General features: G+C 62.4%; 16 protein-coding genes. 6 read left to right on the top strand and 10 right to left on the bottom strand.

Going from position 1 to position 15949, the window contains the following annotated elements:
- Positions 1–48: 48 nt before the first annotated feature.
- Positions 49–2082, bottom strand: coding sequence for a M3 family metallopeptidase (locus ACUXV1_RS04265; RefSeq protein ID WP_118268354.1), 2034 nt, complete (start codon positions 2080–2082; stop codon positions 49–51).
- A gap of 59 nt (positions 2083–2141) precedes the next feature.
- Here ACUXV1_RS04265 and ACUXV1_RS04260 point away from each other — a divergent pair, with 59 nt between their 5' ends.
- From ACUXV1_RS04260 to ACUXV1_RS04250, 3 genes are all read left to right on the top strand, one after another.
- Entirely contained in the window at positions 2142–2687 is a 546-nt protein-coding gene (locus ACUXV1_RS04260) for a gamma carbonic anhydrase family protein (protein ID WP_019104212.1), read from the top strand.
- Positions 2688–2689: 2 nt separating this feature from the next.
- On the top strand, positions 2690–3217 hold the full coding sequence (locus ACUXV1_RS04255) for an RDD family protein (RefSeq protein ID WP_043637139.1): 528 nt from the start codon (positions 2690–2692) through the stop codon (positions 3215–3217).
- 247 nt (positions 3218–3464) lie between these two features.
- Positions 3465–3932 carry a DUF1842 domain-containing protein gene (locus tag ACUXV1_RS04250; protein WP_043637141.1) on the top strand — a complete coding sequence of 156 codons (468 nt, stop codon included), beginning with the start codon at positions 3465–3467 and terminating at the stop codon, positions 3930–3932.
- A gap of 344 nt (positions 3933–4276) precedes the next feature.
- Here ACUXV1_RS04250 and ACUXV1_RS04245 read toward each other — a convergent pair whose 3' ends face one another.
- Complete coding sequence (locus ACUXV1_RS04245) at positions 4277–4546, bottom strand: hypothetical protein (protein ID WP_203390777.1); 270 nt, start codon at positions 4544–4546, stop codon at positions 4277–4279.
- A gap of 315 nt (positions 4547–4861) precedes the next feature.
- Between ACUXV1_RS04245 and ACUXV1_RS04240 the strand changes: the two genes are divergently transcribed.
- Positions 4862–5269 (top strand): hypothetical protein, encoded by a 408-nt coding sequence (locus tag ACUXV1_RS04240; RefSeq protein WP_052370820.1) that lies wholly within the window; start codon positions 4862–4864, stop codon positions 5267–5269.
- A 57-nt stretch (positions 5270–5326) separates the two neighbouring features.
- Here ACUXV1_RS04240 and ACUXV1_RS04235 read toward each other — a convergent pair whose 3' ends face one another.
- The 4 genes from ACUXV1_RS04235 to ACUXV1_RS04220 are packed head-to-tail and all read right to left on the bottom strand — an operon-like array spanning position 5327 to position 10681.
- A complete protein-coding gene (locus ACUXV1_RS04235; RefSeq protein WP_446014540.1) occupies positions 5327–8137 on the bottom strand; it encodes an ATP-binding protein in 2811 nt (936 codons plus the stop codon).
- Positions 8137–8901, bottom strand: a complete 765-nt coding sequence (locus ACUXV1_RS04230) for a hypothetical protein (protein WP_446014542.1) — start codon at positions 8899–8901, stop codon at positions 8137–8139. The genes ACUXV1_RS04235 and ACUXV1_RS04230 overlap by 1 nt, the downstream gene beginning before the upstream one ends.
- Positions 8902–8906: 5 nt before the next feature.
- Positions 8907–9389, bottom strand: coding sequence for a DUF6998 domain-containing protein (locus tag ACUXV1_RS04225; protein WP_446014544.1), 483 nt, complete (start codon positions 9387–9389; stop codon positions 8907–8909).
- A gap of 14 nt (positions 9390–9403) precedes the next feature.
- Positions 9404–10681, bottom strand: coding sequence for a hypothetical protein (locus ACUXV1_RS04220; RefSeq protein ID WP_446014545.1), 1278 nt, complete (start codon positions 10679–10681; stop codon positions 9404–9406).
- Positions 10682–10835: 154 nt separating this feature from the next.
- Here ACUXV1_RS04220 and ACUXV1_RS04215 point away from each other — a divergent pair, with 154 nt between their 5' ends.
- Together ACUXV1_RS04215 and ACUXV1_RS04210 are read left to right on the top strand one after the other, a co-directional pair.
- Complete coding sequence (locus tag ACUXV1_RS04215; RefSeq protein ID WP_043640993.1) at positions 10836–11963, top strand: succinylglutamate desuccinylase/aspartoacylase family protein; 1128 nt, start codon at positions 10836–10838, stop codon at positions 11961–11963.
- A gap of 17 nt (positions 11964–11980) precedes the next feature.
- On the top strand, positions 11981–12217 hold the full coding sequence (locus ACUXV1_RS04210; RefSeq protein WP_203390772.1) for a putative hemolysin: 237 nt from the start codon (positions 11981–11983) through the stop codon (positions 12215–12217).
- 123 nt (positions 12218–12340) lie between these two features.
- On the opposite strand, the gene ACUXV1_RS04205 is transcribed toward ACUXV1_RS04210, so the two are convergent.
- The 4 genes from ACUXV1_RS04205 to ACUXV1_RS04190 form a co-directional block, all read right to left on the bottom strand.
- Positions 12341–13108 carry an ABC transporter ATP-binding protein gene (locus ACUXV1_RS04205; RefSeq protein WP_043640987.1) on the bottom strand — a complete coding sequence of 256 codons (768 nt, stop codon included), beginning with the start codon at positions 13106–13108 and terminating at the stop codon, positions 12341–12343.
- 16 nt (positions 13109–13124) lie between these two features.
- Positions 13125–13838, bottom strand: a complete 714-nt coding sequence (locus ACUXV1_RS04200) for an ABC transporter permease (protein ID WP_019102446.1) — start codon at positions 13836–13838, stop codon at positions 13125–13127.
- Positions 13835–14524 (bottom strand): ABC transporter permease, encoded by a 690-nt coding sequence (locus ACUXV1_RS04195; protein WP_043641009.1) that lies wholly within the window; start codon positions 14522–14524, stop codon positions 13835–13837. Before ACUXV1_RS04195 ends, ACUXV1_RS04200 begins: the two co-directional genes overlap by 4 nt.
- Before the next feature lie 204 nt (positions 14525–14728).
- A complete protein-coding gene (locus tag ACUXV1_RS04190; protein ID WP_446014548.1) occupies positions 14729–15508 on the bottom strand; it encodes an ABC transporter substrate-binding protein in 780 nt (259 codons plus the stop codon).
- Positions 15509–15949: the final 441 nt, after the last annotated feature.

Genomic DNA, 15949 nt, shown 5'->3' with positions numbered 1-15949 from the left:
GTTCCGGCAAAGACCGGAATATTTTTCCTCCGGCATAAAACGACCGTTTCAAACCGTCTCCACCATGCCGGAATGGCGCAGCAAGGCGTCGATCTGCGGATCGCGGCCACGGAAAGCGCGGAAGGACTCCAGCGCCGGACGGCTGCCGCCCACCGCCAGAATCTCGTCCCAGAAGCGCTTGCCGGTGTCCGGATTGGCGCCGCCTGCCTCCTCGAAAGCCGCATAGGCGTCCGCGGACAGCACTTCCGCCCATTTGTAGCTGTAATAGCCGGCCGAATAGCCGCCGGCGAAGATGTGGCTGAAGCTATTGGGGAAGCGGTTGTAGGCCGGCGGGAAGTTCACCGCCACCTCGCGGCGCACCTCGTCCAGCAAGGCCAGCCAGTCGCCCTTGTCGGCGTCGAATACGCTGTACAGCTGCAGGTCGAACAGCGCGAACTCCAGCTGGCGCACCGTAGCCATGCCGCTCTGGAAGTTCTTGGCCGCCAGCATCTTGTCGAACAGCTCGCGCGGTAAAGTCGCCCCGCTGTCCACATGGCTAGTCATACCCTGCACCACGTCCCATTCCCAGGCGAAGTTTTCCAGGAACTGGCTGGGCAACTCCACCGCGTCCCACTCCACGCCGTTGATGCCCGCCACGCCCAATTCATCGACGCGGGTCAGCATATGGTGCAGACCGTGGCCGAACTCGTGGAACAAGGTGATCACTTCGTCGTGGGTGAACAGCGCCGGCTTGTCGCCCACCGGACGGGTAAAGTTGCAGGTCAGATAGGCGATAGGCGTCTGCACCTGGCCGCTCTTGCTGCGGCGGCCGCGCGCGTCGTCCATCCAGGCGCCGGAACGCTTGCCGTCGCGGGCGTACAAATCGAAATAGAAGCTGCCGATCAGTTGGCCGTCTTTGTGGATGTCGAAGAAGCGCACGTCCGGATGCCAGACCGGCGCGCTGCTTGGACGCACTTCCACGCCAAACAGCGTGGACACCACGCCGAACAGGCCGGGCAGCACCTTGCTTTCCGGGAAGTATTGCTTCACTTCTTGCTCGGAGAAGGCGTAACGCGCCACGCGCAGCTTTTCCGCGGCGTAGGCCAGATCCCAGGCTTCCAGCTTGGCCAGGCCCAGTTCGGCGGCGGCGAAGGCTTCCAGTTCCTGGCGGTCCTTGACCGCGAACGGCTTGGCGCGCGCGGCCAGATCGCGCAGGAAGGCGATCACCTGTTCCGGGCTTTCCGCCATCTTGGTGAACAAGGACAGTTCGGCGAAGTTGGCGAAGCCCAGCAGTTGGGCTTCCTCGCGCGCCAGTTGCAGCTTTTCGCGGATGATGGGGCTGTTGTCGCGTTCGGCCGGGCCGAACTCCGAGGCGCGCTGCACATTGGCCTGATACAGCTTTTCGCGCAGCGCGCGGTTGTCCGCGTACTGCAACACCGGGAAATAGAACGGGAACTGCAAGGTGATCTTGTAGCCGCTCTTATCGTCGCCGGCCGCGGCGGCGGCGAACAGTTCCAGCGAATCCTCGGGCACGCCGGACAGCTCGGCCTTGTCCTCGATGTACAGGCTGAAGGCGTCGGTGGCGTCCAGCACGTTCTGCTCGAACTTGGCGGACAGCTCGGCCAGCCGCGTCTGAATGGCGGCGAAACGCTCTTTCTCCGCCTGCGGCAGTTCCGCGCCGGACAGGCGGAAATCACGCAGATCGTTGGAAACGATTTTCTTGCGCGCCGCGCTGTAGCCGTCATGCTCGGGACTGGCCGCCAGCGCCTTGAAGCGAGCGTACAAATCCAGGTTCTGGCCCATCTCGGTCCAGAACTCGGAAATGCGAGGAATATTAGCGTTGTAAGCCTCGCGCAGCTCCGGCGTGTTCACCACCGCGTTCAGATGGCCCACCACGCCCCAGGCGCGGCTGAGATGCTCGGTGGCGTCGGTCAGCGGATCGACGAAGCTTTCCCAGCTGGGCGCGCCCTGCTCCGCGGTCAGCCGCGCCACCGCGGCGCGCGCGGCGGACAGCAATTCGTCGATGGCGGGGGAAATGTGCTCCGGTTTGATCTCCGCGAAACGGGTCAGTCCGGAAAAGTCCAGCAAGGGGTTCTGGCTCATATTGGCATCCTGTGGGGGTATGATGGGAACTTTACCCGATTTCAGATGAGGACAGACCGATGAAAAGCAATATCCGCCCTTATGACGGGCATCAGCCGCAAATCCACGACAGCTGCTACATCGACCCGGCGGCGGTGGTCATCGGCGAAGTCTCGTTGGCGGAAGGCGCGTCGGTCTGGCCCTGTGCCGTGATCCGCGGCGACGTCAACGCCATCAGCATAGGCGAGAACTCCAACATCCAGGATTTCGCCATGCTGCACGTCAGCCACAGAAGCGCCGCGGACCCGGCCGGCGCGCCGCTGGTGATAGGCCGCAACGTCACCATCGGCCACCACGTCACCCTGCACGGCTGCACCATAGGCGACGAAGTGTTGGTCGGCATCGGCAGCATCGTGCTGGACCGCGCGGTGATTGAACCGCGGGTGCTGATCGGCGCCGGCAGCCTGGTGCCGCCGGGCAAGCGGCTGGAGTCCGGCTATCTTTATCTGGGCAACCCGGTCAAACAGGCGCGGCCGCTGACCGAAAAAGAACTGGCCTACTTCCAATACTCCGCCGAACACTACCTGCGCGTGGCGGCCAAGCACAAACCCAATCTGGAGGACTGAAGATGCAAGAGGGCGCGGAAGAACTGGAATACGTCGGCTTCTGGCTGCGGGTGCTGGCCAGTCTGGTCGACACCCTGCTGCTCTGCCTGGCACTGGCGCCGGCGATCTGGCTGCTGGCCGGCGTCAGCGGCGAAACCAACCGCGTGGCGGAAAGCGGCGACGGTTGGATGATGCAGGCCGCCATGATGCAAGGCCGCTTTGAATTGAGCCCGCTGGCCAGCCTGATGATCAACTGGGTGCTGCCCGCGGCGGCGGTGCTGGCCTTCTGGTGGTTCAAGAGCAGCACGCCGGGCAAGATGCTGCTGGGCGCTCGTATCGTGGATGCCAAAACCGGCGCGCCGATGACGCCGGGACAGGCGGCGCTGCGTTATCTAGGCTACTTCGTATCCTGCTTCCCTTTCTTGCTGGGCCTGATCTGGGTGGGCCTGGACGCCCGCAAGCAGGGCTGGCACGACAAGATCGCCGGCACTGTGGTGGTGCGGGCCAAGCGCCTGGGCAAACAGCCTGTGCGCTTTGAGCAACAAGCCTGACTTTCCCTCGCGCCGCCAGCCCTGGCGGCGCGCTTTTCTTCCCCTTCCTTCCCTAGCCCCGCGCGCAAGCCCCACCCCCACTTTATTTCCAACTGCCATTAAGTACGGCTGAAAATAAAATCAAAGGTTATATAACTACAGGGCAGCAGCGGTTACCGCCGCGGCTAGCACATCGCCATTGGGCCTGGACGTCCCACCAGACGCTCCAACTTCTCATCTGATGTTATTGATCTCAAGGAGTCCAAACATGACTATCGATCGCGATCAAAAATCCGGCCTGTTCATCGTCAGCTACAACGTCAACAAACCCGGCCAGGCGGGCGGCCTGAACCTGCGGCTGGACCTGACCGTATACACCCCGTCGCGCCACATCACCGGCCGCGCCACCATCACCCACGCCACGCTGCAGCCGCTGGTGTTCGAGCATCCGATCCAAGGACGCTACGAAGAGCAGGGCCGCGACATCGAACTGCACCTGATAGGCGCGCCGCGCATGCACGATCAGCACGCGCAAAACCAGGCCCACGCCGCCGGCCACGCGCTGCTGGAACAGTTCTTCTTCGACGGTCAACTGAAAGACGGCTGGCAAGCCGGCAACAACTCCAAGGCGCGCTACGCCTTCTTCCAAAATCAGCAATGGCATGAGCAGCTGGGTCAGGAAGTGCGTCTGGCGGATGAAATCAACAACGCGATCAAAGCGCTGAACCTGCGCTAAGAACAGGTTTACGATTTCGCGAGCAAAGGCGAGACAAGGCGAAAACGGCTGAGAAAGCGGAATGTACTCATGGTACATGAGCATTTCGAAGACGGTTTCAACACCCTTTTCTATCCATCCTGCCGACGCGCAGCTGATCGTAAACAGGTTCTAAGCGCATGTGCCCGGTTCCGGGACCGGGCCATCCATCAGTACCCGAAGCCCGCCCCCAGGCTGGCTTTGGGTGTGGAGCGTCAGCAAGGACGCTTGCCCTCCGCCTTGGATCAAGCTGATGACCGGCGTAAAAATCAACACCCCGCCCAGGCGGGGTGATGGCCAGCAATGAACAAGTGCGCGGCAGCCCTTTACCCTTCGCCCTCTTCACTATCACCCTCGACATCGTCCCTGGCCTGGAAGAACACATGCTTGAACACATCCAGCCGCACCGGGTCCAAACGTCGCTCCGCGGCGCTCAAAATCGTCTCAGGGTCAAAGTCGTTGTCGGACTCGTAGACGAAAAACGGCTCATTGTCGTCAATCTCGTACACCGAAATGACCAATACGCCATTCGTCCGCAGTTCCAGCTTGAGCTGCGCCATGGGAATGGCGCTGCCCACCAAGTCGCGTTCTTCCATTTAAACCCGCTTTCTCACTACGCCCATGCCTCCTTCTCAGCATAGGCCAGCGACGACGGGCCGCCATCCAAAAGCCTCTGTCCCGCTCAAGCGGGCCATCGCCGCTTAGCCGGCCCGGTCTTAAGGACTGGCATGCGGCGCTTGCTGATCGCTCCACGCTCGCCTATCTTCACAATCTAAATGTCATTAAATTACGCAATTTAATTGCCATTTGTATAAATAGGCGACATTTACGCGCCATTTCACGACGCTAACGCCTCGCCGGCAAAGCCGACCGCTTGTCGACGGTTCTCAACCATTATCCGAAGGAATGCCATGAATCCCCCACTCAACTTCCTGTTCCGCCGCGTCGCGGCCTTGCTGGCCGTCAGCGCGCTGTCTCTGACCGCCGGCGGCGCGCTGGCCGCCAATATCAGCGGCAGCCTGCCCAATTACAAAAACAGCGGCATCACGTTCAACTATGTGGAGCAAAAGAGCGGAGGCTCCGGCCCCGGCGCTCGCGGCATCCGCATTTACATCGCCGGCGGCCGGGACCAGAGCTACAAATTCAACCCCAACCCCCACGACGACCCTTGGTACAACAAGAACCAGACCAAGTTCTACCGACAGGCGGCCGAAGCGCTGGCGGACGCTTACCTCGCCAAGAACCCGAATCCTGCCTTCCCGCGCTACGGCTTCAAGTCCACCATAAACGGCATCGTGTACAGCTACAACCAGCCGTGAGCGGCAGTGCCCGTCGAATAGAAAAAAGCCGCCCGAGGGGCGGCTGCGTGGTCTGGCTCAAGCCGGCTCGCCGCCGTCCACTCGGCGGCGGGTTTGCAGAATGGGCGGCGCCCATTGCTCGCCCGGCCGCTTCTTGCGGGTGGCCAGCGTCAGCTCCGACGGCGCGAAGATATTGATGTTGTGGGTATTCGGCGTAGTGATCAGGTACTGCGCCTCGGTGGCTTTGAGGAAGCCGGCGACGCGGTCGATGTTGAAGATGTCCAGATGGGCGAACGGTTCGTCGATGAACACGAAACCGGACGGATTGGACTCGTCCATCATCAGGCCAATCAACAAGATTAGCGACTTCATCACCTGCTGGCCGCCGGAGGCCTCGCCGTCGTTCATGCCCATCAGGCCCTTCTGGTCGAAGTTGAACCTGAGCACCAGCCCGGCCTGGGCCAGCGCGGCGTCGTCGTTGGACAGCTGCGGCAGTTCCACTTCCACCTGGATGCCGGCCAGCTCGCCCAGACGCTTGACGTTTTGGCCGTAGACGCGGACGGTGGCGCGCAACTTGCCCATATAGGCGGCGCGCGCTTCGTCGGTGAGCTCGCGCGAGCGGTCCACTTCACTCTGGCGGCGCTGACGTTCGCGGTCCAGAGCGGTCAGATCCTCCACCAGCTTGTCCTTCAAGGCCAGCACGGCTTCGTCCTGCTCCCAGTCGCCGTTTTGCAGCCGCTCTTCCAGGTAGTTGAGCTGATGCTTGGCATCCGCGGCGGTATCGAACTCGCTTTCGAGCGCTGCGACGTTATCCGGCGCTAGCGCCGCCTCAGGCAGACGCTCCGCCCATTCGCGCAGTTCGGACAGCAGGCGGCGCACTTGGCGACGCGCCTGCTCCACTTCCTGTTGTTTTTGGCGGAAGGCGGCCAGGCTGTCCTGTTCGCGCTGGCAAACGCGGTCGTGCGCCAACCGAGCGTCGCTGTAGCGCTGATCGGCGGCTTCCTTCTCCGCGCTGACAAGGCCCAGCGCCGCGCCCAAGCGGGCGATTTCGCTTTCCAGCCCCTGCTTGCGCGTTTCCAACGCGGCGAACTCTTCTGCGCGGCTGTCCAGTTGGCGGATGGCGTCCATGCCGCCCAGGTATTCAGCCAAGCCGGCGGCCTCGCGGGTGGCCGCCACCAAGCGCTCTTCGTCGGCCAGGATGCGCGTGTTCAACGCCTTCAAGGCTTCGCGCACCGCCAGCAGCCGCGATTGGCGCGCGGCTTCGCCGAAGGCGAACTCATGCGCCGGCACGCCGATATGGCGCGCGCCGCGACGTTCGCGGAAGTAGCCGTCGCGGGTGATCCAGTCTCCGCTGACGTCGGCGCCCTGCTCCGCGCTGTCTACGCGGCTGACGCTGTTCAACTGCCGGTACAGCCACTCGGGCGCGTCGGCGGAGAAGCGCACCACTTCCATCAGGCTGCCGGCGTTGGCGCGCGGCGGGCTGCAGCGCTCCGGCACCACGAAGTGGCGATAACGCAGTTTCTCGCCGATGCGCCAGGCTTCGCGGCGGTCGCTTTCGCGTTCCAGCAGCACCACGTGGCGATAACCTCTCAACAGCGCCTCCACTGCCGCCTGCCAGTTCGGGTCCAGTACTTCCACGATGTCGGACAACATCTGATGTCCAATGCCGGCCTCGTCCAGCGCGGCCTTGAACAGGCGCACGTCTTCCGGCGCGCGGCCGCGGCCGATTTCCAGCGCCTCCAGATGCTGGGAGCTGTCTTGGCGCTGCTTTTTCAGTTCGCGCAGGCCGTCTTTCAATTGCTCGGCTTCACCACGCAACGCGGCGAGCTTATCGGCCAACTGGGCGGCGTCGGCGCCATATTCCTTGCTGGCCAGCGCTTGCAGCCGGTCCCGTTCCTTGAGCTGACCGGCCACGCCTGCGTGCTCGCCCTTGGCCGCCATGAAGGCTTCCTGCGCGCCGACGCGGGCGGTTTCCGCCGCCTTGCGCGAGGCGTCGGCGGCCACTTCCGCGGCCTTGAGTTTGGCCACCAACTGCAAGGTGTCGGCATGCTCGCCCCGGGCCTGGTTCAGCGCGTGGAAATTGCCCCGGTAGTTTTTCCAGACATTGCCAAGCGTGGACTTGGCGTCCAGATAGGCCAGCACCGGCAGCGCCTCGTCGCGCAGCCGGGCGATGCCGGTATTCAGTTGCCGCCATTCCAGATAGCGGTTGGCGCGGGTCTTCATGGTTTCCACCCGCGTCTGCAGCGCTTCTTCCTGACGGCTCAGCGATTCCAGTTCCAGCTCGGTGGCGCGTTGCTCGTCGCGGGCGCGCTGGTAGTTGTCCAGCACGTCCTTATCGCCGAAAACCTGGAACACCAGGTCAAGCAGTTGGCGCGGGCTGTATTCGGTGAGTTTGTCGGTATCGCCCTGTTCCAGCGCCAGCACTTCGGCCACCGCCGGGGTCAGGCCGGCCATTTCCAGCCGGCGGCGGTATTCCTGCACGCCCAGCCATTGGGCCTGGCCTTCGGCCTGCTCCAGCGGCACGTCGCCGTCCAGGATAGCGTAGTGGCGCACCCAGTCCCCGCCTTGCTTCTTGACCCGGCACAGCAAGGTGACAGCGTCGGCGACGATGGGGAAGAAGGGCGTCGGATACAGGCCGCCGCTGGGGCGGCGCGGGTTGTCCACCACGCCGCGCAGATAGGCGAAGGGCTCTTTGTTGTTGCGAACGTAGCGTTTGTAATCTCGCTTGCCCGAGCATTTGATCGCCAGCAAGGTGCGCATCGCATCCAGCAAGGTGGTCTTGCCGGAGCCGTTGGGGCCGATGATGGTGACGATCTGCGCGTCCAGCGGCACGGTCAGCCGCTGCCAGAAGTCCCAGTGCACCATTTCCACCGATTTCATCTGGAACATCAGCGCGTCTCCTCGTTGGCCGCGTCGTCGTCCGGCGGCAGGTCAAACAGCGGGCCGGCGGAGTCGTCGGCGTCCGCGGCGGCTTCCTGCTCGTCCTCGGTCGCTTCCGCGCGCTTGTCGGCCAGCGCGTCGCGGCCTTCGCGGCGCAGCAGCACATCGGCCAGCGCCCCTTCGATGATGCGCGGCGCCAGTTGGGCGTAGTCGATCATCAGGTCCAGCATCGGGCCTTCGTCCAGCCAGCGGTTGCGGCGCACGATAAAGCCCAGATTCACCAGGCGGCCCAGGTTGGCGTTGAAGCGGGTTCGGCCGCCCAGCGCCTTGCCGAAGTCCGCGTAGAGCGCGTCCTCGGACACTCCGGTGGAGACGGCGTCGCCGGTTTCCAACGGCTTTTGCGCGCCGAACATATCGCTCTGATTTTCCTTGCCGGCCTCCACGCGGGCGATCTGGCGCTCGCGCTTGGGCAGGATGATCAAGGACCACAGGATGACCAGCAACGCCACGCCGTCGCGCGGCAGGCCCAGGTTGTTGTTGAGCCAGGCGTCGCCGGAGCCGAACACCGGCTCGGTCATTTCCGGCAACAGCGCCACGGCCACATGCTCGGCGTAGGGGTTCTCCACCAAACGCAGGCCGACGGCGGCCAGGCTCTTGTCCAACTCCAGGCGGAAGCTGTCGTCCAGCAGCGCCTTCTTCGCCAGCGCGTCGCCGCGCGGCACCACCCGATGCGCCAGCAGACGGGCGGTCAGGGTTTTGATTTCGTGTTCCACTATTTTCAGTCTTCGCTCAATTGAGCCGTTATATCTTGTATCGAAGGGTCATCCAGCAATTGATCGCGCAAAATCAGCACATGACCATTTACATGCTCTCGGCGAGTTGAGTACTGCTTCACCGTGGCCCAGGGCAGTTTCATCGCCCTAAGCACTTCCCAGTTCTCATCAAATATCACTGCGAGTAGCCAATCGAACGGCTGCCCTTCTAATTGCCGAATAACACTCAGTTGACGGGATGTATTGCGCGGCGTGACTCTTCGCCCCTTGATCTGGATACGCTCTCCATTGGCATCGACCGCATCAAACCCCTTGCTCGAGTTGGGCTCCAATCTCAACCCAAGCTTGCTGGCCAGCAGCCACTCCGTGTAATCGCCGGTGGGATTGTTCTCCGAACGTAGAACCTTGGCTTCGCGTAATCGAGTGAGAATCTGTCCATGCAAACCCAGTAAGTCTCTGACTGACAAACCATTCAGCAGGTCTTTCATCCCGCGAGCCTCCGTTATGGTTTTGTTACCGTACTGGCCACCAGCCTGGCATCCGACAGCGACGCCACTTCCGGGTGGTCCGGCTCGATCACGCGCTCGCCGCCTTGCAGGCTGAACGGCAGCTTGGCCAGCGCGGCGACGATGCTTTGGTCGTTGCTGGTTTCCGGATCGCCAATCAAGGACAGCAACGACAGCCGGTAGGCGGTTTCGTTGTAACTGTCGGCCAGCACCGCCTGGCTGATGTGGGCGTCGGCCGCGCCGGACATGCCCAGCTCCAGCAAGGCGTCGTACATCGCCTCGGCCTCCAGCAAGCGCTCCATTTCCGGCGCGTCGGCCAGCGGCGCGGCTTCGCCACCCGGCAGCGTCATGGAGCCGGCCTTGGCGCGCTCACGCGCCAGCAGTTCGAATTCGGCCACATCGGCCAACTCCGGCGTGGACAGGAAGGCTGGCTCGGGGGCAATGGACAGACAGGCGTCCAGCTTGTGCGCCAGCTGGCCTGCCGCCATGCGGCGCAGCCAGTCCGCGATGTCGGTGGAGGTGAGGCCGGAGCCGCCCAGGTGCACGCGCTGCGCGGCCAATTGCGCCAGCCGGCGCTCAAACGTGCCGGCCAGCGCCAGCATGCGGCTTTGCGCCAGCGCGATGGCTTGCGCCTGGTTCAACACCAGCAGGCTGAGGCTGTCGTCCTGGGTCAGGCTCTTGACCACTTCGGTGGATTTGGCCACCCAGCGCCACACCGCTTCCAAGCGGTGCTGAGCGGCGCGGATACGGAATTCGGATTGCGACTCCAGCGCTTCCTCGAATTCCGCGTACAGTTCGTTCAAGCGCGCCAGCAGGTGTTTGAGCGCCTCGTCGGATACCTGGCCCACCGCCTGGCCGGCGGCCACTTGGCTGGTCAGATAGCCCAGCTCCACATCGTCCCCGGCAAAATCCACCATGGTGGCCAGCGCCGCCAGCGCGACGCGCGCGCCTTCGGACAGCTGGTAGACCCCGCTGTCGCTGTCATAAACCAGCAGGCCGCCTTCGCGCAGCCGTCCCAGAATGGTGGCCAGCTTGGTGTCGTTCAGATAGGCGAAACGCTGGGCGATTTCCTGCGGCGTCCATAGCGGCGCTTCTGCGCGGCCGCCCAGTTCCCGCAACACCAGCAGCCGCATCAGCACTTCTTCGTCTCCGCCGCGGAACAGGGTGACGAAGACGGCGAGATAAGGCCAGGCGCCGGTCAGGCGCGACACCGCCTGCAAGGAGGCGGGCTCGATGCCGGGCTGGAAGAAGTCGGAGAGAGAATCCAAGGGCACTCCACCACGCGCGCGGGCGTGGAATGGCAAAAGCCATGATTGTCCGGGGGGCATGGTCGTTCGTCAACGCATCTCGGCGCGGCGGCCCTATCTTGCGTGGGCAGGTTTGGAATAAGATTCCACAACCCAGCCGCACACCGTAAGAGGAGAACCCATGTACACCCACCGCCAGCCCTTGCTGTCACCCAGTCTGGGCAGCCAGCGCGATCTGACTAGCTTCCATTTCGGCGTGCCGCAGAGCGGCCAGAAAATCTATATCCAGGCCAGCCTTCACGCCGACGAATTGCCCGGCATGCTGACCGCCTGGCACTTGAAGCAAGGCCTGCAGCGGCTGGACGCCGCCGGCCTGCTGCGCGGCGAGGTGATCCTGGTGCCGGTGGCCAACCCCATCGGCCTGAACCAGAACCAAAGCGAGAAGCTGCTGGGGCGTTTCGATCTGCAAAGCGGCCAGAACTTCAACCGCTATTACCCGGTGCTGTCCGAAACGATTTTCGAGGCGGTGAAAGGGCAGCTGGGCCGCGACGGCAAGGCCAATACCGCCTTGATCCGCGCGGAGGCGCGCCAGCAATTGGGCGCGCTACGTGCCGACAGCGAGCTGCAGTCGCTGCGCCACACGCTGATGAAGCTGGCCTTCGACGCCGACGTGGTGCTGGACCTGCACTGCGACTGCCGCGCCGGCCTGCACCTGTACACCGGCACTCCGCTATGGGAACAGTGCGAGCCGCTGTCTCGCTATCTGGGCGCTTGCGCCACCCTGCTGGCCACCGACTCCGGCGACCATCCCTTCGATGAAGCCTGCAGCCAGCTGTGGTGGCAGCTGCGCGATCTGGCGACGGCTGAAGGCCTGGACGCGCAGATCGACATGGCCTGCCTGGCGGTAACGGTGGAACTGCGCGGAGAAAGCGACGTCCATCACGATTACGCGCGCCAGGACGCGGAAGGCATCCTCAACTTCCTGCGCCACCGCGGCGTCATCGCCGAAGCCGCGCCGCCGCTGCCGGAACTGCCCTTCCCCGCCACACCGCTGGCCGGTTCGGAAAACCTGTACGCGCCGCACGCTGGCGTGGTGGTGTATCACGCCCAGCCGGGCAGCGAGGTGGACAGCGGCGAACTGCTGGCCGAGGTAATCGACCCGATCAGCGACCGCTGCAGTGAGATCCGCGCCAACCGCCCGGGCATGTTGTACGCCACCAGCGCCCGCACTTACACCACCACCGGCCTGTCGCTGGCCAAGGTAGCCAGCCGCGAGGCCTTTAAATCCGGCAAGCTGTTGTCAGCCTGACCCTGAAAGGAAACCGCATGAGAATCTTGATTTGCGCCGCCGCGCTGCTGAGCCTGAGCGCCTGCAGCCAGACCAAGGCCCCGGAGCGACCGGCGGTGGGCATGGCCAATCCGGCCTCGGTGTATTGCGTGGAAAAAGGCGGCAAGCTGTTGCCGCAAAAAGACGCTCAGGGCAATGAGTACTCGCTATGCCAGTTGCCGGACGGCCGCACAGTGGAAGAGTGGACGCTGTTCCGCGCCGACCATCCCCAATAGCCCGTCAGACTTATCCACAGCCTTTCCCGTTTTTCTGATTTATCCACAACCCTGAATACAACGAACCCGCCGGTCATGATGCGCCGGCGGGCCGTATCCCCCTTGAGCAGGGTAAGACTCAGATCACTTCAGGCTGCCGGACAAGAAAGCCTTCAGCCTCTCGCTCTTGGTGTTGCCGAACACCTCGTCCGGGCAGCCCTCCTCCTCCACCCGCCCCTGGTGCAGGAACATCACGTGGTTGGACACATTGCGGGCGAAGCCCATCTCGTGGGTGACCACGATCATGGTGCGGCCTTCCTCGGCCAGCGCCTGCATCACTTTCAGCACCTCGCCCACCAGTTCCGGGTCCAGCGCCGAGGTGGGCTCGTCAAACAGCATGACCTCCGGCTCCATCGCCAACGCGCGCGCTATCGCCACCCGTTGTTGCTGGCCGCCTGACAAGTGCGCCGGATATTTATCTTGGGCGCGCTCGTCCAGGCCCACCTTGCGCAGGTATTTGATCGCGCGCTGGGTGGCCTCCTCCTTGGAAATCCCCAACACGTGCACCGGCGCTTCGATCACGTTCTCCAGCACCGTCATGTGCGCCCACAGATTGAAGTGCTGAAACACCATGGCCAGCTTGGTGCGCATGCCCTGCAGCTGCTTCTGGTCCGCCGGCGTCAATTCGCCGTTCTTGGTGGTGGCCAGGCGGATGGGCTCGCCATTGAGGCTGATGCTGCCCTGGTTCGGTTTTTCCAGGAAGTTGATGCAACGCAGAAAAGTGCTTTTGCCGGAGCCTGACGAGCCGATGATGCTGATCACGTCGCCGGCCTTGGCCGTCAGCGAAACGCCTTTGAGCACCTCGTGGCTGCCATAGCTCTTGTGAATGTTCTGGATATTCAGCTTGTCCATCTTCTTAATCCGTTTCTCAGGTTTTCGCCGGCTGCAAATAGGCCAGCCATCTGGTCTCGGCCTTGCGGAACAGGCCCACCAGGACGAAGGTGACGCCCAGATAGATCAGGGCGGCCAGACCGAAGGCGTTGAAGGAGTCGTAGGTGGCGGCGTTGACGTCCCGCGCCACTTTCAGCACGTCCGGCACGGTGGCGGTAAAAGCCACGGTAGTGGCGTGCAGCATCAGGATCACTTCATTGCTGTACGCCGGCAGCGCGCGGCGCAGCGCGGACGGAATGATCACCCGGCGGTAAAGGGTGAATTTGCTCATGCCGTAAGCCCGCCCTGCCTCAATCTCGCCGTAAGGGGTGGCCTTGATCGCGCCGGCGAAGATCTCGGTGGTGTAAGCGCAGGTGTTGAGCGCGAACGCCAGGATGGTGCAGTTGTAACCCTCGCGGAAGAAGTGGTTGAGGAAACCCACCTCGCGCACCGCGTCCAGGCTGTACATGCCGGTGTAGAAGAACAGCAGCTGCACATAGAGCGGCGTGCCGCGGAACACATAGGTGTAGAACCAGACGCTGCGCGCCAGCCACTTGACCTTGGATACCCGCGCCACCGCCAGCGGGATGGACACGACAAAGCCGAAGGCGATGGACAGCACCAGCAGCCACATGGTGACGGCGAGGCCGGAGAGATGGTAGCCGTCCGACCACAGGAAGGGACGCCAATATTGTTGAATGATGTCAATCATAGCTCGGCCTCCCGCACGCCCATGGAATAACGGCGCTCCAGCCACATCAGCACGAAGTTGGACACCGTGGTGAGCAGCAGGTAGATCGCCCCGGCCACCAAGGTGAAGAAGAACACTTTGTAAGTGCTCTTGCCGGCGTCTATCGACACTTTAACCACGTCGGTCAGGCCGATGATGGACACCAGGGCGGTGGCTTTTAGCATCACCTGCCAGTTATTGGAAATGCCGGGCAACGCGAAACGCATCATCTGCGGAAACTGGACGCGGGAAAACACCTGCCAGTGGCTCATGCCGTAAGCGGTGCCCGCCTCCAGCTGGCCCTTGGGCACGGAGATGAAGGCGCCGCGCAGCGTTTCGGTAAAGTAGGCGCCATAGATAAAACCCAAGGTCACCACGCCGGACACGAAGGGATTGAGATCAATCCGTTCCATACCTTGCCATTCGGTAAGATGGTTGATGCCGATCTGCAGGCTGTAAAAAATCAGCAGCATCAGCACCAAGTCCGGCACGCCGCGGATCAAGGTGGTGTACAGCGTGGACACGCCGCTCAGCAAGGGATTGCTGGACAGCTTGGCCCCGGCCCCGATGAGGCCGATGAGGAAGGCCAGCAGCAAGGACAGCACCGCCAGCTCCAGCGTCACCAGCGTGCCGTCCCAGATAATGGAACCAAATCCATACAAAAACATGCTCATCCCCTTTCAGGAGCGGCGACGGTGGGCGTCGGGCCGTTCCTGACTTGCGCAAAAGACGAGCCGCCGACAAAACGGATGGCCAACTCCGGCCACGGAGGCGCTGCGGGTTCCAATGCAACGGTCTTGTCGGCGGCTTACAAGAACCGGTTCAAAGCCTGCCGCACAACGGCAATACGGCCCTGAACAGGCTCTTACGGTTTACTTGCCGTAAACGTCGAAGTTGAAATATCTCTTCTCAATCTTCTTATAGGTGCCGTCTTTGAGCATGCCGGCGATGGCTTTGTCGATGTCGGCCTTCAGTTCCTTGTCTTCCTTGCGTAGACCGATGGCGGCGCCTTCGCCCAGGGTTTGCGGGTCCACCAGTTCTTTGCCGGCAAAAGCGAAGCCCTTGCCTTCCGGCTTCTTCAGGAAGCCTTCTTCGGCCTGCACCGCGTCTTGCAGCGAAGCGTCCAGACGGCCGGCCGTCAGGTCGGACAGTACTTGGGTCTGGTTCTGGTAAGGCACGACTTCCACACCGGCCGGCGCCCAGTGTTTCTTGGCGTAGGCTTCCTGAATGGTGCCCTGCTCCACGCCCACGCGCTTGCCCTTCAGCGAAGCCGGGGTGGGCAACAGGCCGGAACCGGTCTTGGCCACCATGCGGGTAGGAGTGTTGAACAATTTGGCGGAGAAGTTGATTTCCTTCATCCGGGCCTCGGTCATCGACATAGAAGACAGCACGCCGTCGAATTTCTTGGCTTTCAAGGCCGGGATCATGCCGTCGAAATCATTTTCCACCCACACGCACTTGGCTTTCAGGCGCTTACAGATTTCATTGCCCAGATCGATGTCGAAACCCACTAGCTGGCCATTGGCCGCTTTGGATTCAAACGGCGCGTAACTGGCGTCCACCCCGAAGCGGACTTCCTTCCAATCCTTGGCCCATGCTCCGATAGACGCGGTCATCAGACCCAAAGCCATCACAGCCAATGCTTTCTTCATTTGCTTCTCCTCATAGACTTCATCTACAGCCAACGGTGAAAACCCCGGGCCGACGGCCGGGCATAGGTATTTCACAAGATAAAGCGCTTGGGGCTTTTGCCCTCTAGATTTGCTCCAGCTCCGCAAGGGGCTGAGCGGTTCATGTTATATAAATAGAGCAATTTGTCTATACCGTCTCCGCTGCCCGCTGCCAATGCCGATCTCATCTAAGCTTACGTCATGTCATCAGAAAAAATTAATGACTTGGTATTTCAGAGATTCGGCAAATTCGCGGTCTGTTGAGGACAAAATACAACAACCAAGCACCCACACAAGTAACGCTTGGTATCGGAATGGGTGTACCTGGACATGAAAAAGTATTTATAAGAACAAACAATCGGCGCGCGCGTGCCGGTGCCGGGCAGAACACCAGAATGCGGGATGGGAACAGGACGACAGGCC

It is taken from the genome of Chromobacterium sp. W521, from assembly GCF_052805975.1.
The sequence above is the reverse complement of the archived record's forward strand: the minus strand, read 5'-3'. Positions and strand labels throughout refer to the sequence as shown.